Source organism: Streptodolium elevatio (genome assembly GCF_040649515.1).
In the GTDB taxonomy this organism is placed as follows: Bacteria; Actinomycetota; Actinomycetes; order Streptomycetales; family Streptomycetaceae; genus Yinghuangia; species Yinghuangia elevatio.
The window spans coordinates 79,921-102,169 of the sequence record NZ_JBEZFP010000015.1; the positions used below are offsets into that span (position 1 = coordinate 79,921).

Below are 22,249 nucleotides of genomic sequence, written 5' to 3' on the forward strand. Positions count from 1 at the left end.
TCCGGCGCCGCGACGCCTATCCTGGGTGACTCGTGGATCAACCGCCCGGATGGAGGGTCAGCGGCCGGATGAAGCTGTTGCACGCTGCCGACCTGCACATCGACAGCCCGCTCAAGGGCCTGTCCCGCTACCCGGGCGCTCCCGCCGAGGAGTTCCGCGGCGCGGTGCGCCGCGCGCTGGAGAACCTGGTCGACCTCGCGCTGCACGAGCGCGTCGACGCGGTGCTGCTCGCCGGCGACGTCTACGACGGCGACTGGAAGGACTACCGCACCGGCCTGTTCTTCGGCTCGCAGATGCAGCGACTGCGCGAGGCGGGCATACCCGTCTGCATGGTGGCCGGCAATCACGACGCGCAGAGCCGCATCACCAAGGAACTGCGGCTGCCGGACAACGTGCACCGCTTCAGCACCGCACAGCCCGAGACGATCGAGTACGACGACATCGGACTGGCCGTGCACGGGCAGGGGTTCGCCGAGCAGGCCGTGATGGACAACCTGGCCGCCGCGTACCCCAAGGCCCGCGACGGATACCTCAACATCGGCCTGCTGCACACCGCGCTGGAAGGCGCCGACGGACACGCGACGTACGCGCCTTGCCGTGTCGAGGACTTGATCGCGCGCGGCTACGACTACTGGGCCCTGGGACACATCCACGCCCGCCAGGTCGTGCGCGACGGCGACCCCTGGATCGTCTTCCCCGGCAACCTCCAGGGCAGGCACGCCCGCGAGACCGGGGCCAAGGGCGCCACGCTCATCACCGCCGACGGCGCAGTCCTCACCACCGAGCACCGCGACCTCGATGTCGTGCGCTGGGCGCACGTCGAGGTCGACGGCTCGCGCGCGGCCGACGTCGACGCCGCCCTCGGCCTTGCCGAGCAGGGCATCCGCGAGGCCGTGCGGGGCGCCGACGGCCGTCCGCTCGCGGTACGCGTCAGCTTCGTCGGCCCCTCGGACGCACACGAGGAGCTGTGGCGGGACCACGACCGCATAGAGAACGAACTCCGAGCTGCTGCCGGTGAGTTGGACGAAGTCTGGGTCGAGAAGGTGCGGGCCGCGACGACGCACGCGACCGAACCGGACGCCGCGGGCGGTCTGGTCGGCCTGCTCGGCGACCTGCGTACCACCGCGGCGGCGATAGGTGAGGACGAAGCGGCGCTCGAACGCCTCATCCGCGGCCTGCCCGGCCTGCGCGGGGTCGGCGCCACGGTGGACTCCGACGGCGTGCGCGTGGACGATCCGGAGTGGCGGGCCCGGGTCTTCGACGAGGCGGTCGACCTGCTCGCGGCGATGGTCGGCGGCGGGCGGGGCCAAGGCAACGGGGGGACGGCGTGAGGATCGACCGGCTCGACCTGACCGCGTTCGGCTGCTTCACGGACCGGAGCCTGGACCTCTCGGCGCCCGGCGTACACCTGGTGAGCGGCCCGAACGAGGCCGGCAAGTCCACCGCCCGCTACGCCGTCGGACAACTCCTGTACGGCATCGACCACCGCAGCACCTTCGACTTCGTGCACGTGATGTCCGCGATGCGCCTCGGCGGGTTGCTGCGCGACGCGCGCGGACAACACCTGGAGATCGTCCGGCACAAGCGGCTGAAGAACTCGCTGTGCGCGCCCGACGACACGCCGATCGCCGAAGCCGACCTGGTCCGCGTCCTCGCCGACATCGGAGCGCAGGAGTTCGCCCAGGTGTTCGCCATGGACCACGACGAACTCCGCGCGGGCGGACAGGACTTGTTGGACGGAAAGGGCGATGTCGGCCGCGCGCTCTTCGAGTCGCGCTCCAGCAGCAGGCTCGCCGACGTGCAGGACGCGCTCATCGAGAAGTCCGGCGAACTGTGGCGCCCGAACGGCAAGCGCAAGATCAACACGGCCCTCAAGCGGCTCGGCGAACTGCGCCGCGAGGTCAAGGAACACGAGCTCGCCCCCCGGGACTTCGCGGTCGCCGAGAAGGCCGTGACCCGAGCCGAGGAGGAATACGGCCGCCTGGAGGGGGACCTGCGCGAGGTCAGGGCCCGGCAGGCCCGGCTCGGCCAGGTGCGCGCCGCACTTCCGCAACTCCTGCTGCGCGCCGAACTGCGTGCCGAGCGGGACAGGTTGGCGGGCACCGGACCGGTCGTCGGCGATGACGTCGTCGACGAACTAGACCGGGCCGCCCAGCGCCTGCGCCAGGCCCGAACGGACACCGAGCACGACCGCGCCGCCCTGCGCGAGGCCGAGGCCGAACTCGCCTCGCTCCAGGTCGACACGGTGTACCTCGACCACGGCGACACCATCGAGGCCCTGCACGCCGACGTCAGCGCGGTGCGCGAGGCGTCCGCCCAACTCGCCCGTGCCGAGGACGAGTTGTGGGGGCTTCGGAGGAACGCGCAGGAGCTCCTCGACCGGGTGCGCCCCGGACGCTCGGTCGACGACCCCGAGGCGTACGCGCTGGGTCCTGGTGTCGCCGAGCGCATCGCCGGCCTGCGCCGCGACCTGACCGTGCTGGACACCGCCCTGTCCGCGGCCCGCGAACAGGTCATACGCCGGGAGGGCAAGTGGGAGTCGGCCCGCGCCGCCCTCGACGACATGCCCACGGTCGGCGACGCCGAGGCTCTGCGGGCGCTGCTCCGCTCCGTCCCCGAAGGCCTGGTCGCCGACATCACCCGGCACGAGCAGCGGCTCGCCGAGACCACCGCGAAGGCCGCGGCGGCCCGCGCCCGGCACGGCCTGGAAGCCGTCGGCGACGCGGACGCGGTACGCCTCCCCCGCCCCGCGCGCGAACTGATCGCCGAACACCGGGCCCGGATCGACAAGTTGCGCACCGAGTCGGAAGCCTTCGCGGGCCGCCGCGACGACACCGCCGAGCGCCTCAAGACGGCCGAGGCCGACCTCGAAGTCCTGCTGCGCGGCGACACACCCCCGACCGACGACGAGCTGCGTGCCGCCCGCAACGACCGGGACGCCTTGTGGACCGCACTGCGGACGGCCGGGCGCACCGACTCGGCGAAGGCCACGGACAGCTCGGCGAAGGCCACGGACGGCCCGGCGGAGAGCCCGGCGGACGCCGCCAGGGATGCCGCGACGGCAGACGCGACAGCCGACGCCTTCGAGCGCGCGGTCGCACGCGCGGACGAACTCGCCGACCGGATCCGCCGCCAGGCGAGCGAGTCGGTGCGGCGCCTGCAACTGGAAGTCGGCGTCGAGCGGGACCGCGCGCGCATGCTGTCGCTGACCGACGAGCAAGCGGTCCTGGTCGAGCGCGGCAAGCAGGCCGCCGCCGACTGGACGGCGCTGTGGACCGAATGGTCCGCGCTCGGCATCGCCGTGCCCGAGCCTGCCGCGGCGGGCCAACTGCTCGACGGCATCGTGGAACTCGCCGAGGTCGTGGGTGAATCCGCCGCCGCGGCACACACATTGGGTGAGCTGCGCGAGCGGGAGGCGGAGCTCGTCACGCGTTTCCATGCGGAGCTGGCGAGGTTCGGGGAATCCACCGCGGCCACCGCGCTGCGCGAGCTGACCGGCCTCGCCGACCTGCGCGTCACCGCCGTGGCCGACACGCTGCGGGCCCGCGAGCAGGCTGAGGCGAAGGAGCGGTCCGCCGCCGCCGACCTCGAGGACGTCCGGGCGGACCTGGCCCGTGCCGAAAAGGCCCGGGCGGACTGGGAAGTGGTCTGGGCGGCGGTCGTCCGCGATCTGGACCTGGACGGATACGCGGACGGCTACGAGCCGGAGAGCCTGGCGGCGGCCGTCGACACGCTGGCCGAGGTCGGACGCGAGGCCCTTGCCGTCGCGGAGGCCACCCGGCGCCGCGACGAATCGGCGGACCGTATCGCCGACTTCGACGCGCGGCTGGCGGGCTTGCTGGCCACCGCGTGGCAGAGCGAACCGGCCGCGGGTGCCGCTCGGTTCAGCCAGGTCGCCGAGCACCACGAGGCGCTGTCCCGGGCCCGCGCGGCCCGCGACGCCCGCGAACTGCACGCCGCCCAGGCCGAGCGGCTGCGTCGCCGGATCGAGAACGGCGACGCGGTCGCCGAGGCCGCCGAACGCGAACTCGCCGCGCTGGTCTCGGCGGTCGGTGTGGCCGACACCGCGGCGCTGCGCGAGGCGGTGGCGCGTACCGTCGCCCTGCGCGAGACCGGCGACGAACTGGCCGCCGTCGAAGGGCTGCTGCGCGACAGCGGTATGCCGGTCGCCGAGTTGGAGCGGCTGGCCGGGGACTGGACCCCCGCCGACCTGGACGCCGAACTCCTCCAGTTGGCCACGAACGTGGAGCGTGCGCAGGCCGCGTACGACGCCGCGGGCACCGAGCTGGGCCGCGTCCGCCAGGTGCTGGCGGCCATCGACGACTCGGCGCGTGCCGCCCAGGCGCAGGAGGCGGCGTCCGCCCAGGTCGCCGAACTGGCCGTGGACGTCGAGCAGTACGTGCGCCTCGAACTGGCCCGGGTGGTCCTGCAACGCTGTATCGACGAGTACCGCCGGGAGAACCAGGACCCGGTGCTGATGCGTGCCCAGGACCTGTTCGCGGCACTGACCGACGGCCGGTTCACCGCGCTGGTGACCGAGACCGAGGCCAAGAAGGGCAGCCCGGTCCTCAAGGCGCGGCGTGCCGGTGCGGACCCGGACACCGAGCCGGTCCCGGTCGAGGCGATGAGCGAGGGCACCCGCGACCAGCTCTACCTGGCCCTCCGGCTCGCGACGCTGGAGCGCTACGCGGACGCCGACCGCACGATGCCGCTGATCCTGGACGACATCGCCATGACCTTCGACGACGGCCGCACGCGGGCGCTGCTGAACGTGCTGGACTCGATGGCCGACCGCTTCCAGATCGTGCTGTTCACCCACCACGAGCACCTGGGCGACCTGGCGCGCACGGCGCTTCCGCAGGGCCGCGCCCACGTCCACGAACTGCCGGTGTTCTCCGCGAACTGAAGGCGCGCCGGAACCCGCGGATCCTCCGGAGCGGCGAACCGGTGGACCCGCGGGTCCACGGGTCCACGGGTCCACGGGTCCCGAGCGTGGTGACCGGGTGGGTGCCCGGCGGTGCTACAGACCGAGGACCGGCCCGTCCGTCCAGCGGAACAGGTGTGCGAGGCGCGGCTCCACGATCGAACCCGGCACCTCCCCGTCGAACCAGCGGTCCACGTACGTCCAGTGGTACGGGTGCGTCAGGTACTCGCCGGTCAGCCCCTCGACGTCGGCGAACTCCTGCTCCCACACGTGCGTCCACGCCGACGGCGTCCGGTCCTGGTCGACCCGGCTGAGCGCCCAGCCCCGGATCGTGGTGATGTGGTCCGGCATCGCCATGAGGTCGGCCTCGAACCGCGCGACGGCGTCCGCGTCGGCGCCCGCGCGCACGGTCAGCAGCAGGGTGCGCTTCACGCGGCGGCCGTCCAGCGGAACGGCCTTGGCGCGTACGGGCACCAGGGCAACCGCCTCGGACGCGCCCGGAGGCGGCCGGTCGCCGGTGCAGTCCCAGGTCGCCCCGGTGCCTCCGACGCTCCCGGGTAGGTCGGGTCCGCCGACGGCGCCGTCCGGGACCGGCGTTTCGGCCGGGGCGAGAGCCACCCAGCGGGTCATGCGGGAACCTCCCCGTCGACGGGCGAATCCACGGTCGAATCCAGAGCCGGATCCACGGCTGGATCCACGACCGGTTCCGGGGCGGTGACACGGCGTTCGCGGCTCACCGCGATCTTGTCGGTCGCGGACCAGAACGCCGCGACCGACGGGTCCGTGCCCGCTGCCGCACGCATGCCGAAGAACGCCCGGATGCCGGGCAGTGTCCACAGGATGTGGACGGCGACCGTGTCCGTCCCCACGTGCTCACGCGCGACCGATTCCAGGGCGAGCCCCCGACGTGCCGCACCGGGGGCGTACTCGCGGCGCAGGCGCTCGGTCCAGGAGTCGGCGTCGCCGCGGTGCAGCACGACCGTGTCGTGGATGCGCACCGCCGGCACCGCCGGCACCGCTGCCCCGGCCGTCGGAGCTGCCGGTGCCGTGCTCACAGCTTGTCCAGCACGTCGTCGCGGTAGCGGGCGATCTGGTCGCGCAACGCGTCGAGGCCGCGCGGGCCGAGCAGGCCGTCGTCGCCCGCGATGCGCGGGGCGACGACCAGGCGCGTGGCGCCGTGCTCGGTGTAGCCGCGGACCCAGGCCGGGTCGTTCTCGCGGGTGCGGTCGCAGCTTCCGGGCCATGCGGTGATCTCGACCGCGTCCGCGGCCCGGCCCGCCTCGGCCGACGTCTCGCGCAGCAGCGCGGCCTGCGTCGCGAAGTCCTCCGGGGTGATCGTGTACGGGAACCAGCCGTCGCCGATCCGGCCCGCCCGCCGCACCGCCGGGTCGCTGTTGCCGCCGAGGACGACGGGCACCGCGCCGGACGCGGGGCGGGGGAGCGAGTTGAGGCGGCTGAAGGACACGTGCCGTCCCTCGTACGACGCGGGGGCGTCGGCCCACAGCGCCCGCATCGCGCCGATGGTCTCCTCCAGGCGGCGTCCGCGGTCGGCATACGGCGCGCCGACGGCGGCGTACTCCTCCTTCTGCCAGCCGATGCCCAGGCCGAGCATGAGGCGCCCGTCCGAGTGCCGGTCGATCGTCGCGGCGCGCTTGGCCAGCACCACCGGGCTGTGCAGCGGGGCGACGACCATCGCGGTGCCGAAGCGCAGCGTGCCCGTGGCGCCCGCGAGGAACGCGATGGTCTCCAGGGGGTCGGGCATCGGGACGTTCTCGCCGCCGCTGGGCGTGCGGCCCGATTCCGAATAGGGGTACAGCGGCTCGTAGTTCTCCGCGATGACCACGTGTTCCACGGTCCACAGGGATTCCACGCCGCACTCTTCCAGCGTTCCGGCGAAGTCGCGCAGGAAACCGCCGGAAGTGATCAATCCGTCCGCGAACGGTGCCATCATGCCGAGTCTGAGCATGGGGATCCTCGCCCTTGGTGCTTGCCGCGCCGTGTGCCGCGACGATGAGATGGCTGACTAATGGGATCGATTAATATCCGGTTGTGGGCGTGACTACAAGACCGACCGAGGCGTCGGCGGGACGTGGACGGACGCGGACCGCCGCCGAGACGACGCGGCGCCGACTGGTGCGCGCGGCGGAGCAGCTGTTCGCCGAGCACGGCGTGGACGGGGCGCGGACCCGGGACATCACCGAGCGGGCCGGGCAGGCCAACTCCTCGGCGCTGCACTACCACTTCGGATCCCGGGACGGGCTGCTGCGGGCGATCCTCGCGGAGCACCAGGCACGCGTCGAGCGCGCCCTCGCGGTGGGTCTGGCACCGCCCGAGGACGGCGGCGCGGAGGCGGAGGCCGCGGAAGCGCGAGCCGCAAAGGCGGGCGGCGGAGCGACGGAGCTCACCCGGCTCGTCGCGGCGTACATCGAGGCGGAGGCGTCGGAGCTGCGCGACGAGAGCGGGCGGGACTGCCTGCGGATCGTGAGCCAGCTCGCGCACGAGACCGGGTTCCGGGACGGGCGTCCGCACGAGACGCTGGCCGGCGGCGTGCTGTGGGGTGTGTTCACCCGGGTCGCCGAGCTGGTGCGGACGGGCGGCGGCGGTCCCGGGGACGGCGTGCGCCGCGCGGTGCTGCCCGACGCTCTCGCGAGGGAGCGCGTCGAGCTCATGGTGATGTTGGTCGGCTCGGCTTTCGCCGACCGGGCGCGGCACGTCCAGGCGGGACGGCCGCGACCGGTTGAGGGTGCGGCGTTCCGGGCCGATCTCGTCCGGGTCGTCGTCGCGATGTTGACGGCGCCGGGACCTTCCTAGCTGTCGCTTCCGCGTTGTGTGCGGTCGGCGTACGCGTATCGGCCCTGTCCTGACGCGGGCCCGAAGGGCCCTTCAGGACCGGGATGCCGGTCGGTGTGTCGACCGGCCCGCCCGGTTCAGTGCACGGGCTGGAGCTCGTCGTGCCGGTAGAGCGGGCGCAGGCCGTTCAGCAGACGCACGCCGTACCAGCGGAAGGGGGCGATCGGCGGCCGGTGGGCGTCGCCGTAGACGTCCGCCACCTCGCCCAGCTCACCCGCGCTCAGGCCGACCTGAACGCGCACGCGCGTTCCGACCGGATAGCCCTGGCCCCACGACTTGGACTTGGTATCACCCATGAGGGCACCGCCCTTCTGGCCGGTGGCCGTCGCGACCACGTCGGCCGTTACAGACCCCCGCGTCGGTACTTTCGGCTGACTGGCCGCCTGGCTTGAGGGCATTTGAGTGATTAAAGACCGATTCATCTGCACGGGGTAACGGCAGTACCGCCGAACGGCCCAACGGGCGCGGATCAGTCGACGCGATGCACCAGTGCGTAGGCCGTCATCGCGTCGGGCAGGTAGTCGGCCGGCCTCGCGCGAGTGCCGTCGTAGACCTCGTGGAAGCGCGGGTCGTCGACGTACAGCCGGCCGAGCCCGCTGTACGCGTCGGCGTCCGGCGTCCAGAACGCCGACACCCGTCCGCAGTGCTCCGCGACCACCGCCGGCATGCGCGGTCGTCGGTCGGGAAGCGGTTGCCACGCTGGAAGTCGACGCGGCGGCAAGGTCAAGCGTGTTCGGTGAGGCGGCGCTCGTCCTCCTCGATGGGGATGTCGTTGATGCTCGCCTCGCGCCGGCGCATCAGCCCGTCGTCGTCGAACTCCCACTGCTCGTTCCCGTGGCTGCGCCACCACTGGCCGTCGGCGTCGTGCCACTCGTACTCGAAGCGCACCGAGATGCGGTTCCCGGTGTACGCCCACAACTCCTTGCGCAGCCGGTAGTCGAGCTCGCGCGCCCACTTCTCGGCCAGGAAGGCGCGGATCTCGGCGCGCCCGGTGAGGAACCGGTCGCGGTTCCGCCAGACCGAGTCCTCGGTGTAGGCGAGCGCGACGCGTTCCGGGTCGCGGGTGTTCCAGGCGTCCTCGGCGGCCTGCACCTTGGCTCGGGCGGTGGCCTCGGTGAACGGCGGGACGGGCGGGCGTACGGCGGTCACGGCGACTCCTCGGGTCGGCGGTCCGATGCGCGAGAACGAGCGTTCTCCGCGATGTCCGCTACGGTAGAGAACGATCGTTCTCACCGCAAGGGAGGGCCCTGTGGACGACGCCGAAGCCCGCGACCGCCTGCTCGACGCCGCGGAGCCGCTGTTCTACGCCCGCGGTGTGCAGGCGGTCGGCATGGACGAGATCCGGACCGCGTCCGGCGTACCGCTCAAGCGCCTCTACCGGGTCTTCCCGGCGAAGGCCGACCTGGTGGCCGCCTACCTCGCCCGGCGCGACGGCCGGTGGCTCGGCGATCTGCGGGCGGCGGTGGCGGCCGCACCGGACGACCCGCTCCGCGCGGTCTACGACTGGCTCGCCGACTGGTTCGGCGAACCGGATTTCCGGGGCTGCGCGTTCGCCAACGCCTTCGGCGAACTCGGGCACACCTCGGACGCCGTGCTCGACATCGTCCGCGGTCACAAGCGCGCGCTCCGCGGGCTCCTGGGCGAGGTCGCCGAGCGTACGGGCGGCGGCCCGGCGCTCGCCGACCAGCTCATGCTGCTCACCGAGGGGGCCATCGCGGTCGCGGCGCTGGACCCGGGACCGGAGCCCGCGCGCACCGCGTACCGTGCCGCGGCGGCTCTCGCGGGTGCGGGTGCGGGCGCGGACATGGAAGCGGACACGGGTCTGGGTTCGGACCCGGACGCCGGCGAAGGCGCGGTGCGGGCGAGGGTGCGAGCGCCGGGTCCCCGCGCCTGACAGGCTGTGCCTCGTGGACGTGCTTCTGTGGATCACCGCCCTGTCGGGTGCGGCGTGGGTGTACCTCGCGCTGGCGCACGGCGGGTTCTGGCGGACCGACACGCGCCTCGCGCCGCGGGGTTCGCGTACGCCGCCCGCCGAACCGCCGTCGGTCGCCGTCGTGGTCCCGGCCCGTGACGAGGCGGACATCATCGGCGCCGCGCTGCCGACCCTGCTCGCCCAGAAGTACCCCGGCTCCGCGCGGGTGATCCTCGTCGACGACGGCAGCAGCGACGGCACCGGCGAACTCGCCCGTACGCTCGGCGACGCGCCCGGCGTACGCCTCCCGCTCACCGTCACCACGCCCGGACCGCCGCCGAGCGGCTGGACCGGCAAGCTGTGGGCCGTCCGGCACGGCGTCGAACTGGCCGGCGACGCCGAATTCCTGCTGCTGACCGACGCCGACATCGCGCACGCCCCCGACTCGCTGGCCCGCCTGGTCGCCGAGGCCGCCGACGAACGGCTCGACCTCGTCTCGGTCATGGCCCGGCTGCGCGTGGCCACGGGGTGGGAGCGCGTCATCGTGCCGGCGTTCGTCTACTTCTTCGGCAAGCTGTTCCCGTTCCGCCGGGTCAACCGGCACAAGTCCAGGACCGCCGCCGCCGCGGGCGGGTGCGTCCTGGTCCGCCGCACGTCGCTCGCCGCGGCCGGCGGCATCGACGCGATCCGCGACGCGGTGATCGACGACGTCTCGCTCGGCACGCTGGTCAAGCGCGGCGGCGGCCGGATCCGGCTGGTGCTCGCCGACCCGCCGCGCCGGCACGCGACCGAGTGGTGGCCGGTGCACGTCGACAGCGTCCGCCCGTACCCCGCGCTCGCCGACCTGTGGCGCATGGTCTCGCGCAGCGCGTTCGCCCAACTGCGGCACTCGTGGCTGCTGTTGGTCGGCACCGTGTTCGGCCTCGCCCTGGTCTACCTCGCGGCCCCGGTCGCCCTGGTCGTCGGCGCGATTGCGGGGGCGTGGCCGCTCGCGCTGCTCGGCCTCGCGGTCTGGGCGCTGATGACGGCAACGTACGTGCCGATGGTCCGCTACTACGGACGCCCCGCCTACGAGGCCCTGTTGCTGCCCTTCGCAGCGACGCTCTACCTGGGCATGACCGTCGACTCCGCGATCCGGCACGCCCGCGGCCGCGGCGCCGCGTGGAAGGGCCGTACCTACCCGGCCCCGGAATCCTCGCGCGACGCGCCGGGCCGCTGAACGGACCGGCGGGAAGACCCAAGGCCCGCCGGCCGTCGCGGGCCCGGCGAGAATTTGAAGACACGATCTAGGCTCGGGGCCATGTCCGCCGAGCCGCCCGTACGTCCCGCGCGTCCCGCGCTTCCGATCACGCCCGCGCCGCCGGACTCCACCGCGCGTCCCTACCGCGACGGCATCCCCGAACACGGCCGCGTCCCCAAGTCGTACGCCGTCAAAATGCGGCTGCTCGGGCTCATGGACGAACTCGGCGAGGACGCGCTGCTGCCGCCCGAACGCGAGCTGGCCGCCGAGTACTCGGTCGCGCGCAGCACCCTGCGCTCGGCCATCGCCGAACTGGTGATGGAGGGCCGCCTGCGCTCGGCGCGCGGACGCGGCACCTACGTCGCCCCGCCCAAGCTCGTGCAGCCGCTCAGCCTCGCGAGCTACACCGAGTCGGTCCGCTCGATGGGCATGACGCCCGGGCGGCGGGTCGTCACGGTCGAGCACCACGTCGCGCAGCCCGACCTCGCGGAGCGCCTCGGGATCCGGCCGGGCGACCTCACCGTGCACCTGGAGCGGGTGCTGCTCGCCGACGAGGAGCCGATAGGGCTGGAGAGCACGTACCTCCCGCTCGACCGCTTCCCGACGATCCTCGAAGTGCTGCGCCCGGAAGAGTCGTTGTACCGCTGCCTCCAGGAGGACCTGGGAGTTGTGTTCGCGGAGGCCGACGAGACCGTGGAGACGGTGCTCGCCGCGCCGCGCGAGGCGCTGCTGCTCGGCACCAACCCGGCGCTGCCGATGCTGCTCACGATGCGCACGTCGTACGACCCGCACGGGGTTCCCATCGAGCGCGTACGGCAGCTCTTCCGCGGGGACCGCATCGGCTTCGCCACCCGCCTGCGCGCCGCGACCTGAGGATCGGCGGCCCCAGAGGACCGCGTACCAGCCTCCGGCCGAAAGAGGGCGGCAGCACACCGGGGCAGTTGCCGCAGAGCGTGGCTAAACCACTTCCACGAGCGGGGGTTCGTATGGTCTTGCGCCTGGGATCTATAACGAAGAGGTAACAGGTCCGGACCTTAACGGGCTGTTCATTCAGGCGACACACGGCCTCCGCATTCTCGGCACCGACCACGCGCACGCTGGTCACCGTCCAGCCGGGAGAGCCGTCCCGGACATGAACAGCCGGGAGGCGCAACGTGCGGATCGTCGTGGTCGGGGGTGGCGTGCTGGGAACCATGCACGCGTGGCAGGCGGTCCGGCGCGGACACGACGTCGTCCACCTCGAGCGCGAGCGCGAGGCGCGCGGCGCCTCGGTCCGCAACTTCGGCCTTGTGTGGGTCGGCGGCCGGGCCGGCGGAGACGAACTGCGCACCGCCGTCCGAGCCCGCGAACTGTGGGAGCGGATCGGCGCCGAGGTGCCCGGGGTCGGCTTCCGGCCCGCCGGATCCTTGACGGTCTGCCGCAACGCCGACGAACTCGCGGTCGCCGAGGCGGCGTTGGCGCTGCCCGATGCGACCGAGCGCGGTCTGAAGGTGCTCGGCCCCGCAGAGGCCCGCGGCCTCAACCCGGCACTGCGCGGCACATTCGAGGCCGCCTTGTGGTGCGAGCGCGACGGCGCGGTGGAGTCGCGCGTCGCCCTGCCCGCCCTGCGCGGCGCGCTCGCGGCGAGCGGCCGGTACACCTGGATGCCCGGCCGCGAGGTGCGGGACCTCCTGGCTGGCGGCACGACGGGCGTACGCGACGACCACGGCGACCGGCACCACGCCGACCTCGTCCTGCTCTGCCCCGGCGCCAACCTCACCGGGCTGGTGCGCGAGCTCGAACCCGCCGCCCCGGTACGCCGGGTCCGGCTCCAGATGATGCAGACCGACCCGCTCGGCGAAGCGCTGCCGACCGCCGTCGCGGACGGCGACAGCTTCCGCTACTACCCGGCCTACCAGGGACCGGAGCTGGACCGCCTGGTGGCCGCCCGCCCGCAGGACGCCGTGCCCGCCGAACACAAGATGCAGCTGCTCATGGTGCAGCGCCTGGACGGCTCCCTCACGATCGGCGACACCCACGAATACGCCGAGCCCTTCGCCTTCGACGTCGTCAGTGACCCCTACGACCATCTCGCGCACGTCGCCGAGGAACTGCTCGGCCGCCCGCTGCCGGCGATCCGCCGGCGCTGGGCCGGTGTCTACGCGCAGACCACCGAGAACGGCGACCCCATCGTGCACCGCGGCGAAGTCGCCCCCGGCACCTGGCTCGTCACCGGCCCGGGCGGCCGCGGGATGACCTGCTCGCCGGCGATCGCCGAGGACACCGCCGAACGCGCGGGCTTCTGACCGGCGCTGCCGTACCTGCCGCACCTGCCGAACCCGCTGAACCGCACTGCCGCGCTGCCGCACCTGCCCTCCCCCGCGACCGAACACGCCTCGGCGGCGGACCACCAACCCACCTGGGACATCGAAGGAATCGGACGGAGAAGCCATGACGCGCACCCAACTTGTGGTCCTGGACATGGCGGGGACCACGGTCGCCGACGATGGCCTGGTCGTCGCCGCCTTCACGCGCGCGATCGCGTCCGTCGGCGTCGCCGAGGGGAGCGACGACTACGCGCGCATGCTGGCGTACGTCCACGACACGATGGGCGAGAGCAAGATCAGCGTGTTCCGCGCGCTGCTCGACCAGGACGAGGACCGGGCGCAGCACGCCAACGCGGCGTTCGAGGCGGCGTACGGCGACCTCGTGGCGGGCGGCGCCTGCGCGCCCGTCGACGGGGCCGAGGAGGCCATCGCCGAACTGCGCACGGCAGGCGTCAAGGTCGCGCTCACCACCGGGTTCGGCGGCGACACGCAGCAGGCGATCCTCAAGGCGCTCGGCTGGACCTCGATCGCGGACCTGGTGCTGTGCCCCGCCGACGCGGGACGCGGCCGCCCGTACCCCGACCTCGTCCTGACCGCCGTGCTGCGCCTGGGAGTCGACGACGTGCGCGCGGTCGCGACCGCCGGCGACACCGCCTTCGACGTGCTGTGCGGGCTGCGCGCCGGTGCGTCGGTGGCCGCGGGTGTCCTGACCGGCGCCCACGACCGCGCCGCCCTCGAACAGGCGGGGGCCACCCATGTCCTGGACTCGGTACGGGACTTGCCCGCCGTGGTCCTCGGCGACCCGGCGGCGACCCCCGGCCGCTGACGCCCAGTTGCACCCGCATTCCCGGCCCGACTTCCCCCGACGAAGCGAAGGACAAGTCTGATGCGCAGGTATCTCGGCAAGGCCGCCATAGTCGGCGCGGTCGCGCTCACCGCCGCGGCGTGCGGCGGCACCGGTTCCGACAACACGTCCAATGCCGGTGACGGCAAGCCGCAGGCCCCCGCCTCCTCCGGCGCACCCGCGTGCACCGAGAAGGGCAACACCGCATCCACCGACGCCAAGACCGTGACCGTGTACTCGGTCGACGGCCTCGCGGACTGGTACACCAAGCGCTTCGTGGAGTTCGAGAAGCAGACCGGCATCAAGGTGCAGATGGTCGAGTCCGGTTCCGGCGAGGTGATCACCCGCATGGAGAAGGAGAAGACCAACACGCAGGCCGACCTGGCCGTCACGCTCCCGCCGTTCATCCAGCGCGCGGTGGGCGCCGACCTGTTGCAGCCCTACACCCCCGCGTGTGCCGACAAGGTCCCGGCGGCGTCGAAGGACGCGGCCGGCAAGTACACCGCGATCAGCAACAACTACCTGTCCTGGATCTACAACCCGGACCAGGCCAAGCCCGCCCCGGCCACGTTCAAGGACCTGCTCGACGGCCGGTTCGACAAGCGCCTCCAGTACTCGACCCCGGGCCAGGCCGGCGACGGCACCGCCGTGCTGCTGCAGCTCCAGCACATCTACGGCAAGGAAGGCGCGCTGGAGTACCTCAAGCAGCTGGAGAAGAACAACGTCGGCCCGTCGTCGTCGACCGGCAAGCTCCAGCCCAAGACCAGCAAGGGCGAGCTGAGCGTGGCCAACGGCGACGTGCAGATGAACCTCGGTTCGATCCACAACGACAAGTCGAGCTTCAAGATCTGGTTCCCCGCCGACGACACCGGCAAGAAGAGCACGGTCGCGCTGCCGTACTACGCGGGTGTCATCAAGGGCGCGCCGCACCCTGAAGCCGCGCAGAAGCTCCTCGACTTCCTGCTCTCCACCGAGTCGCAGACCGCGCTCAGCACCGACGCGCGCGGCCTTCCCGCCCGTGAGGACGTGAAGCCGGGCGACGCCAACGGCACCGAGATCGCCGCCCTCATGCAGGGCGTCGACATCTACACGCCCGACTGGGACCAGGTCGTCAGGGACTTCGACGCGGACATCGCCGCGTACAACAAGGCCGTCGGCCGCTGACGCACGCGGGTGCCGGCGGTACGTCACCTGTCGGCACCCGCCACCCGCATCCAGCAGACGCACCACAACGAGTAGGGAGGCAACCGCCATGGACACCAGCGTGGTGATCGAGCGGCCGACCGGCAGCGGCGTGGCGGGCGCACCACCCCCCGCGATCGGCATCACCGGACTCACCGTCACCTACGGCAAGGTCACCGCGCTCGCGGACTTCGACCTCCAGGTGGCGCGCGGCGAGACCGTGGCCCTCCTCGGGCCGTCCGGTTCCGGAAAGTCCACCGCGCTCAAGGCGGTTGCCGGGTTCCTGCGCCCGAGCGCCGGACGCGTCACGCTCGACGGTCGGGACGTCACCCACGAGCCGCCCAACAAGCGCGGCATCGGCGTCGTCGTGCAGAACTACGCGCTGTTCCCGCACATGCGCGTCGCCGACAACGTCGCCTTCGGCCTGCGCGCGCGACGTGTGCCGCGGGCCGAGACCGCGCGACGCGTCACAGAAGCGCTCGACATGGTCGGCATGGAGACGTACGGCCGCCGCTACCCGCGCGAACTCTCCGGCGGGCAGCAGCAGCGCGTCGCCATCGCCCGCGCACTCGCGATCCGGCCGCCCGTCCTGCTCCTGGACGAACCCCTCTCCGCCCTCGACGCCACGCTGCGCTCCGACCTGCTCGGCGAACTCCAGCGGCTGCGCGCCGACTTGCCCGACGTGGCGATCCTGTACGTCACACACGACCAGACCGAGGCACTGGCCCTGGCCGACCGCATCGCCGTCATGCGCGACGCGCGGCTCGTCGACATCGACACCACGGACCGCCTCTACCGGCGCCCGCCCAGCGAGTTCACCGCGTCGTTCCTGGGCGCCGCGAACCTCCTGCCCGCGCGCGTGGCCGGCCCCTGCGCGGCGGACGCCGCCGACGCCCGGGCGCACGTCGGACCGCTGACCGTGCCGGTCGACCCGGCGCGCGCCTTCCGCGCGGACGACCTGGCGACGCTCGTCGCCCGGCCGCACACCCTCACCATCGCGGAACCGGAGGCGCCGGGTGTGCTGCGAGGGGTGCTGACCGGGACCCAGTGGCGCGGTGCGACGTACCGCCTCACTTGCGTGCTCGACGAGCCCGCGGGCACCGAAGTGCGCTGTGACGTCGCGACGATGGACGGTGTGCCCGCCCTCGGCGCACCGGTCGGCGTACGCCTGCCCGCCGAACCGTGTGTGCTGGTGCCCGTCGGGGGCGTCGCATGACGGCGACGATCCCCTCTCCGTCGCCGGCCCCCTCACCGGTGTCCGCACCGAAACCGGCGGCGCCCGGCGGCCCGGTCGGCAAGGCATCTCGACGAGGGCTGACCGGCGCCCTGTGGCTGCTCCCGCCGTTGCTCCTCGTCGCCGGCTTCTTCCTCTATCCACTCGCGCTCGTCGTGAAGCAGTCGTTCACCGACAAGGACGACAACGTCGGATTCGACGTCTGGCATTCGGTGCTGACATCGCCCCAGTTCACCGACGCGCTGTGGAACACCGTGAAGATAGCGGTGCTTTCGACTCTCGGATGCCTCGTCCTGGGCTTCTTCCTGGCCGTCGTGCTGACATTCGTGCCCTTTCCGGGGGCCCGGCTGATATCGCGGCTCGTCGACACGATCCTCGCCTTCCCGTCCTTCCTGATCGCCCTCGCGTTCACCTTCCTCTACGGCACGGCGGGGGTGTTCAACGCCGTCGCGGAAGAACTCGGCGCGGGACAGCCGCTCGTGGGCTTCCTGTATTCGCCGTGGTGCGTGGTCCTCGCGGAGATCACGTTCTACACGCCGTTTGTGATGCGCCCGCTGCTCGCCGCGTTCGCCCTCGTACCGCGTGAACGCCTCGACGTGGCGGCGAGCCTCGGCGCCGGGCCCATGCGCGTGGTCGCGCGCGTCCTGCTCCCCGAAGCGCTGCCCGCACTCGCGGCCGGCGGCAGCCTGACCCTTCTGCTGACCCTCAACGAGTTCGGCATCGTGCTGTTCATCGGCGCCAAGGACGTCACGACGCTCCCCATGCTCGTGCACGCCAAGGGCGCGGTGACCTTCGACTACCCCGGTGCGTGCGTGGTCGCGGTCGTCGAGGTCGCGCTGTCGCTGGCCCTCTACGGCCTCTACCGGTTCGTCTTCGCAAGGACAGGAGCAGCCCGTGCTGGTGTGGTCGCGTAGCGGACGGTTGTTCGTCTGGGCGCTCTTCGCCGTCGTCTTCGTCCCGGTCATCCTCGGGCCGCTCGCCATCCTGGTCGTCGCGGCCTTCGCGGGGGACTGGAACAGCGTGCTGCCCGCGACCTGGACCACCGCGAACTTCCAGGAGGCGACCGGCGGTACGAACCTCGACTCACTCGTGGTCAGCATCCAGACGGCCCTCGCCGCCGGGTTGATCGCGGTGGTCGTCGGCACCTGGGCCGCCATCGCCGCCCGCGGCGCCCCGCGGCCGGTGCGACGCATCACCGACGCCCTCCTGCATCTGCCCGTGGCGGTGCCCTCCGTCGTGGTCGGCCTCGGCATGCTGGTGGCCTTCAGCGACGGACCGCTGCTGCTCAACGGCACCAAGTGGATCGTGATCGCGGCGCACGCGGTGCTGGTCGTCGCGTTCGCGTACGCCACCGTCTCGGCAGGCCTGGACCGCACGGACCGCGCCTTCGCGGACGTGGCCGCGAGCCTCGGCGCGAGCCCGCTCCGGGTGCTCCTGCGCATCCGCCTGCCGATGCTCCTGCCCTCGGTCTCGGCCGCGGCGAGCCTGTCCCTCGCCCTGTCGATGGGCGAGGTCGGCGCGACCGTCATGATCTACCCGGCGGACTGGCGGACGCTGCCCGTCTCGGTGTTCACCCTGACCGACCGCGGCAAGGTCCTGCTGGGTTCCGCGGTGACCCTGACACTCCTTCTGGCGACGCTGGTGTTGCTCATCGCCGTCGGAATGCTGAAAGGCCGCGTCGAGGAATCCCGCAAATGAACTGCCGCCCGCGGCTCAGCGCTTGTCGAAGATGCGGGGCGGCGGCATCGGGGAGCTTGCGGCGGTCGTGTCCACCACGACCGCCGCGCCTCCCGTGAAGTCGTCGAGCGCGTCGCCGTGTTGCACGCGCCCCGGAAAGGGATCGGCCGCGGTGCGGCGGGTCAGTTCGGGGACGGGCAGTTCGCGCCGCGAGGCGGCCACGATGACGTTGCCGAAGCGGCGTCCGCGCAGAACCGCGGGGTCGCTGATCATCAGCACGTGCGGGAAGACCGCTTCCACGGTTGCTATTTGGGCGCGTACGAAGTCGAGGCGCCCGCCGTCCGCGAGATTCGCGGTGTAGACGCCATCGGGCCGCAGCGTGCGCGCGATCTCCTGGACGAACTCCACCGAGGTCAGGTGCGCGGGCACGCGCGAGCCGCCGTACGCGTCGACGACCGCGAGGTCGAACACCGCGTCCGGGGCCTTGGCGGCCACCTCGCGCGCATCCCCGTTGCGGATCCGGACCTGCGCGGTCTTCTCCAGCGGCAGGTGCTCACGTACGAAGGCGATCAGCCGCGCGTCGATCTCCACCACCTGCTGCCGGGACCGCGGCCGGGTCGCGGCCAGGTAGCGGGGGAGGCTCAGCGCGCCGCCGCCGAGGTGCAGCGCATGCATCGGCTGCCGCGCCGGGGCGCACAGGTCGACGATGTGCCCCAGGCGGCGGATGTACTCGAACTCCAGCCACGTCGGGTCGTCGAGGTCGACGTGTGACTGCGGTGCCCCGTCCAGAAGAAGGGTCCAGGCGCGGGGCCGGTCGGGATCCGGGACGAGCTCGACGGCCCCCGAGTCCACGACGGCGCGCACGCTCTCCCGTGCGCCTCGCGTACGCCGCTGCTTCTCCGCCATGGAACCAGTATCCGCACGTGGCACCGGGCGGGGCACCTGCCCGAAGAGGCAGAAGGCCCCGCCCGGTGACGGGTGTGTGCGGCGCGGTGCCGCACACACCGCGGCCCCGGCGCGTTCGTCGCACGGAAACGTGCCGGGGCCGCGATCTCGACGCGCGGTCAGTGGCCGGTCTTGAGGAACAGTTCGAGCCGCAGGTCGTCGTTGCCGGTGTACGAGCGGTCGCCGGTCGCCGTGCTCACGGTAATGTGGCCCTTGTTCAGCTCGGCCCAGTCCGACTTGCGCTTTTCCTCGTCGCGGCAGAACGTGCCCGGCGTGTTGCAGTCGCCCATGCCCACCGCGAACGTGTCGCCGGTCGGCTTGTACGACACGGCGAGCACCGTCTCGGTGCCGATCTCGGTCCACACGGGGCGGCCGGGGTCCTTGCCCTCGACGGCGTTCGGGTAGTTCACGTTGATCGCGTACTTGTCGGTCAGCAGGCGCCGCTTCTTCAGGTCGGCGACGAAGCCGGGGACGAAGTCGGCGAACTCGCGGTACGTGCGCTGGGTGATGCCGAACGTCGCGGGGTCGAAGCCGGAACTGAGCGCGATCGCGGGCTTGCCGTTCTCGATGGCCATGATCGCCGCGCTGAGCGTGCCGGACTCGTAGGTCACATTGCCGACGTTGGGGCCGGAGTTGGCACCGGTGACGACCAGGTCCGGCCCGTTCTGCCAGCCGACCTTGGCGGCCAGGCCGCCGCGCAGGGCCAGGCGTACGGTGTCGCCCGGTGTCGCGCTCGGGGTCGTCGGACCACACGGGGCCGCGCTCTTGCACACGCCGAAGACGACGCCCTTTGCGGGGGCACCGGCGCAGTCGTTCTCGAATCCGGCCGGCAGCGCGGTGCGCTGCGACACGGTCAGCGAGCCGCTGCCGGTCATGCTCGTGCCCGCGCCGCTCATGAACTGCCACGGGGCCATCACGACGACATCGGCGCCGGCCGCGCACAGCGCGCGCCGGACTTCGTAGAGGCCGCGCCCGTCGGAGCCGTCGGGGCGCGCGTTCTGCATCGAGTCGTCGTTGCTCAGCAGGATCTTCATGCCGGCGAGCGAAGGGCTCGGCTGGGGACGGTTGTTCGGGGCGGCCGAGGCACTTGCCGTCAGTGCGAGCGCGAGCACGCCGGCAGCCATGGCGGGGACAAGGTGCTTGGTGGAGAGGTGCATGCCGGGAAACTAGAAGTTAAAACCGAGTTAGTGAAAGGTTTGTAACCGGAACGTGACCTTCCGATCGTACATCAGCGCCCGCTGACCTGCGGAAACGTCAATACGGTGACGTATGTGCGGGCGCGGGGTTCGGGCGTGCTGAACGTGCCTCGGTCACGAAGGTCCGGACCCGGGAGCCAAGGAGCCGGCGAGCTGGGGGAGCCGAGCAAAGGGGGAGCGGGCAGACGTGCGAGTCGCCCGCACCCCCGCCTGCCCGCCTGCCCGCCTGTCCGGATGTTGCCTGCCCGGCCTACTCGGCCGAGGAGGGAGAACCCGACGCGAGTCGCGGGCTCTCCTCTGGGGACAGCACGTGCCACGAGATCTGCTCGGCGGCGAAGAAGCACTGCGAACGCCCGACGATGTCCACCGCGTCGACCGGCTCGTACTGACCGGGGCCGTCGACCGGGTCGAGGTCGAGGTACAGCAGTTCGCCGTGCGTCTCGTCGGCGAACCGGGACACGACCGGGTCGAAATAGAGCATCCCGGAGAAGCCCTTGCCGTGCTCCAGCCGGTAGTCCCGCAGGCCGGCCAACCGGAACTCGATGGGCGTCCACGGCCAACCGTGCTCACGGTCGCGTGCGTCGACCACGATCCGGGCCGACGCGCCGCCGGGGGTGAAGGGATCGTCGATGCCCACCCGGGTCACGCAGCCGTTGTCGAAGTCGTACTCGGCCAGCAGGTCGCCCAACGTCTCGGGCGTGAGCAGCGGCATCAAGGTCCTCCGGTCGGCGTCATATGACGACACCATCATGAGACCAGTCTGCTCGGCCCGCTTCGATGCGTGCCCGCTCGCCTGGCACTCCTTTGTCCGGAGCTCCGTGACGCCCGCCGGAGGCCGACCGCGGTGCGGCCGGTCCCGCCGAGACTCCTGATGCGCGTCAGCCCGACGTTCGCCCGACGTCAGCCTGACTTCAGGCTGACGTCGGGCGTGAGACAAGACGTGCGGGTCAGAAGCGTGTTGCGGCGCGGGACAGCGCGCCGCCGATCAGCGCATAGATGACCGCCGCCAGGCCCTCGTTCACGAAGATGCGGGCCTTGTAGCTGTCCGGTGTGAACAGGTTCTCCGACCATTCGGTCAGGGAGCCGGCCCAGTCGCCCATCGTCCGGACGAGATCGTTCGCGGGGTTGGCTTCGAGGAGCACCAACAGGATGTGCAGGACGATGATGCCGACGACGATGGCCGTGACAACCCGGATCACCATCGCGATCGGGTTCGCGTGTGTTCGGTATGCCCTCGTAGTCCTCATGAGTGAACCGTGCTCGGGATCCGCTCGGTGAAACGGACTTGTCCGACCTGGGGTGGATGCCTGCCAGGGCCCGGAGGCCAGGCCTACCAAGGGGACACGCGAGGCAAACCTCGATTTGCGAGAGCGTGACGACGTGGGTACAGTCATGCCACCGCTCAGCAGGGAGACCTGAGACAGCGTGTGCCCGAGGCACCCGCTGGCTGGTCCCGCGAGCGGGGATCCGCAGCACCACTCTCGAACGAGGTACGTCGCGCGCTCTGCGCTGCGTACGCGGTCGGCGTGTGCCTGGATCCTTCCGGATGGACTCGGAATGGCAGACCGGATCGCCGATTAGGCGAAACGAAATGCGATCCGCTAAAGTCTGGAGCGCCGCAGGGAAAAGCCCGCGAGGGTCGATTCCGAAGGCAAAGCGGAAAGCGAAACAGACCGGAAACGGTGTGCTAAGCTGAAAGCGCAGAAGAAAAGCAGGAAAAACAGTAACACCGAAGAGCGTAACGCCCGGAGAGACCGGTGAAAGGGTCTCGAAGGAAGCGTCCGTTCCTTGAGAACTCAACAGCGTGCCAAAAGTCAACGCCAAATAACAACCCCGGCGTACATTGTGCGGTCACCGGTCTGGTGGTCGTGGGGTGTTCGTAGGGATTCCTTTGGTACAAAATCCTCCGGCTCTGTCAGCGCCGGGGGTCACAGACAGG

General features: G+C 71.9%; 22 protein-coding genes. 12 read left to right on the top strand and 10 right to left on the bottom strand.

Annotation, left to right across the window (positions count from 1 at the left end):
* The first annotated feature begins 68 nt into the window (after nucleotides 1–68).
* Entirely contained in the window at nucleotides 69–1,331 is a 1,263-nt protein-coding gene (locus tag AB0C36_RS08685; RefSeq protein WP_358351259.1) for a metallophosphoesterase family protein, read from the top strand.
* Entirely contained in the window at nucleotides 1,328–4,906 is a 3,579-nt protein-coding gene (locus tag AB0C36_RS08690; RefSeq protein WP_358351262.1) for an ATP-binding protein, read from the top strand. Before AB0C36_RS08685 ends, AB0C36_RS08690 begins: the two co-directional genes overlap by 4 nt.
* A 114-nt stretch (nucleotides 4,907–5,020) precedes the next feature.
* Here AB0C36_RS08690 and AB0C36_RS08695 read toward each other — a convergent pair whose 3' ends face one another.
* From AB0C36_RS08695 to AB0C36_RS08705, 3 genes are read right to left on the bottom strand one after another with little or no spacing between them, the layout of a single operon-like run.
* On the bottom strand, nucleotides 5,021–5,554 hold the full coding sequence (locus tag AB0C36_RS08695) for a Dabb family protein (RefSeq protein WP_358351264.1): 534 nt from the start codon (nucleotides 5,552–5,554) through the stop codon (nucleotides 5,021–5,023).
* A complete protein-coding gene (locus tag AB0C36_RS08700; protein WP_358351267.1) occupies nucleotides 5,551–5,979 on the bottom strand; it encodes a hypothetical protein in 429 nt (142 codons plus the stop codon). Before AB0C36_RS08700 ends, AB0C36_RS08695 begins: the two co-directional genes overlap by 4 nt.
* Nucleotides 5,976–6,890, bottom strand: coding sequence for an LLM class F420-dependent oxidoreductase (locus AB0C36_RS08705; RefSeq protein WP_358351270.1), 915 nt, complete (start codon nucleotides 6,888–6,890; stop codon nucleotides 5,976–5,978). The genes AB0C36_RS08700 and AB0C36_RS08705 overlap by 4 nt, the downstream gene beginning before the upstream one ends.
* A gap of 89 nt (nucleotides 6,891–6,979) precedes the next feature.
* On the opposite strand from AB0C36_RS08705, the gene AB0C36_RS08710 reads away from it, so the two are divergent.
* The gene (locus AB0C36_RS08710; protein ID WP_358351273.1) at nucleotides 6,980–7,735 is read left to right on the top strand and encodes a TetR/AcrR family transcriptional regulator; all 756 of its coding nucleotides are present in this window, start codon (nucleotides 6,980–6,982) and stop codon (nucleotides 7,733–7,735) included.
* 116 nt (nucleotides 7,736–7,851) lie between these two features.
* Here the strand turns inward: AB0C36_RS08710 and AB0C36_RS08715 are convergent, their stop codons facing one another.
* From AB0C36_RS08715 to AB0C36_RS08725, 3 genes are all read right to left on the bottom strand, one after another.
* Nucleotides 7,852–8,070 (bottom strand): hypothetical protein, encoded by a 219-nt coding sequence (locus AB0C36_RS08715; protein ID WP_358351275.1) that lies wholly within the window; start codon nucleotides 8,068–8,070, stop codon nucleotides 7,852–7,854.
* Between the two features lie 173 nt (nucleotides 8,071–8,243).
* Nucleotides 8,244–8,441 (bottom strand): TipAS antibiotic-recognition domain-containing protein, encoded by a 198-nt coding sequence (locus AB0C36_RS08720; protein ID WP_358351278.1) that lies wholly within the window; start codon nucleotides 8,439–8,441, stop codon nucleotides 8,244–8,246.
* 56 nt (nucleotides 8,442–8,497) lie between these two features.
* Nucleotides 8,498–8,923, bottom strand: a complete 426-nt coding sequence (locus AB0C36_RS08725; RefSeq protein ID WP_358351280.1) for a nuclear transport factor 2 family protein — start codon at nucleotides 8,921–8,923, stop codon at nucleotides 8,498–8,500.
* Nucleotides 8,924–9,023: 100 nt separating this feature from the next.
* On the opposite strand from AB0C36_RS08725, the gene AB0C36_RS08730 reads away from it, so the two are divergent.
* The 9 genes from AB0C36_RS08730 (at nucleotide 9,024) to AB0C36_RS08770 (ending at nucleotide 18,190) form a co-directional block, all read left to right on the top strand.
* Nucleotides 9,024–9,668 carry a TetR/AcrR family transcriptional regulator gene (locus tag AB0C36_RS08730; protein WP_358351283.1) on the top strand — a complete coding sequence of 215 codons (645 nt, stop codon included), beginning with the start codon at nucleotides 9,024–9,026 and terminating at the stop codon, nucleotides 9,666–9,668.
* A gap of 13 nt (nucleotides 9,669–9,681) precedes the next feature.
* Nucleotides 9,682–10,905, top strand: coding sequence for a glycosyltransferase (locus AB0C36_RS08735; RefSeq protein ID WP_358351286.1), 1,224 nt, complete (start codon nucleotides 9,682–9,684; stop codon nucleotides 10,903–10,905).
* Nucleotides 10,906–10,986: 81 nt separating this feature from the next.
* Complete coding sequence (locus tag AB0C36_RS08740) at nucleotides 10,987–11,799, top strand: GntR family transcriptional regulator (RefSeq protein WP_358351289.1); 813 nt, start codon at nucleotides 10,987–10,989, stop codon at nucleotides 11,797–11,799.
* A gap of 281 nt (nucleotides 11,800–12,080) precedes the next feature.
* Nucleotides 12,081–13,211: a TIGR03364 family FAD-dependent oxidoreductase gene (locus AB0C36_RS08745; RefSeq protein WP_358351292.1), complete on the top strand. Its 1,131-nt coding sequence runs from the start codon at nucleotides 12,081–12,083 to the stop codon at nucleotides 13,209–13,211.
* A gap of 145 nt (nucleotides 13,212–13,356) precedes the next feature.
* On the top strand, nucleotides 13,357–14,058 hold the full coding sequence (locus AB0C36_RS08750) for a phosphonatase-like hydrolase (RefSeq protein WP_358351295.1): 702 nt from the start codon (nucleotides 13,357–13,359) through the stop codon (nucleotides 14,056–14,058).
* Nucleotides 14,059–14,118: 60 nt separating this feature from the next.
* A complete protein-coding gene (locus AB0C36_RS08755; protein ID WP_358351298.1) occupies nucleotides 14,119–15,240 on the top strand; it encodes a 2-aminoethylphosphonate ABC transporter substrate-binding protein in 1,122 nt (373 codons plus the stop codon).
* Between the two features lie 88 nt (nucleotides 15,241–15,328).
* Entirely contained in the window at nucleotides 15,329–16,474 is a 1,146-nt protein-coding gene (locus AB0C36_RS08760; RefSeq protein ID WP_358351300.1) for an ABC transporter ATP-binding protein, read from the top strand.
* A complete protein-coding gene (locus tag AB0C36_RS08765; protein ID WP_358351303.1) occupies nucleotides 16,471–17,406 on the top strand; it encodes a 2-aminoethylphosphonate ABC transporter permease subunit in 936 nt (311 codons plus the stop codon). Before AB0C36_RS08760 ends, AB0C36_RS08765 begins: the two co-directional genes overlap by 4 nt.
* Complete coding sequence (locus tag AB0C36_RS08770) at nucleotides 17,387–18,190, top strand: ABC transporter permease (RefSeq protein ID WP_358351305.1); 804 nt, start codon at nucleotides 17,387–17,389, stop codon at nucleotides 18,188–18,190. The genes AB0C36_RS08765 and AB0C36_RS08770 overlap by 20 nt, the downstream gene beginning before the upstream one ends.
* 15 nt (nucleotides 18,191–18,205) lie before the next feature.
* Here AB0C36_RS08770 and AB0C36_RS08775 read toward each other — a convergent pair whose 3' ends face one another.
* From AB0C36_RS08775 to AB0C36_RS08790, 4 genes are all read right to left on the bottom strand, one after another.
* The gene (locus tag AB0C36_RS08775; RefSeq protein WP_358351308.1) at nucleotides 18,206–19,075 is read right to left on the bottom strand and encodes a spermidine synthase; all 870 of its coding nucleotides are present in this window, start codon (nucleotides 19,073–19,075) and stop codon (nucleotides 18,206–18,208) included.
* A gap of 158 nt (nucleotides 19,076–19,233) precedes the next feature.
* Nucleotides 19,234–20,271: a 5'/3'-nucleotidase SurE gene (locus AB0C36_RS08780; protein WP_358351311.1), complete on the bottom strand. Its 1,038-nt coding sequence runs from the start codon at nucleotides 20,269–20,271 to the stop codon at nucleotides 19,234–19,236.
* 289 nt (nucleotides 20,272–20,560) lie between these two features.
* A complete protein-coding gene (locus AB0C36_RS08785) occupies nucleotides 20,561–21,022 on the bottom strand; it encodes a hypothetical protein (protein ID WP_358351314.1) in 462 nt (153 codons plus the stop codon).
* Nucleotides 21,023–21,257: 235 nt separating this feature from the next.
* Entirely contained in the window at nucleotides 21,258–21,557 is a 300-nt protein-coding gene (locus tag AB0C36_RS08790) for a hypothetical protein (RefSeq protein WP_358351317.1), read from the bottom strand.
* Between the last annotated feature and the right edge of the window lie 692 nt (nucleotides 21,558–22,249).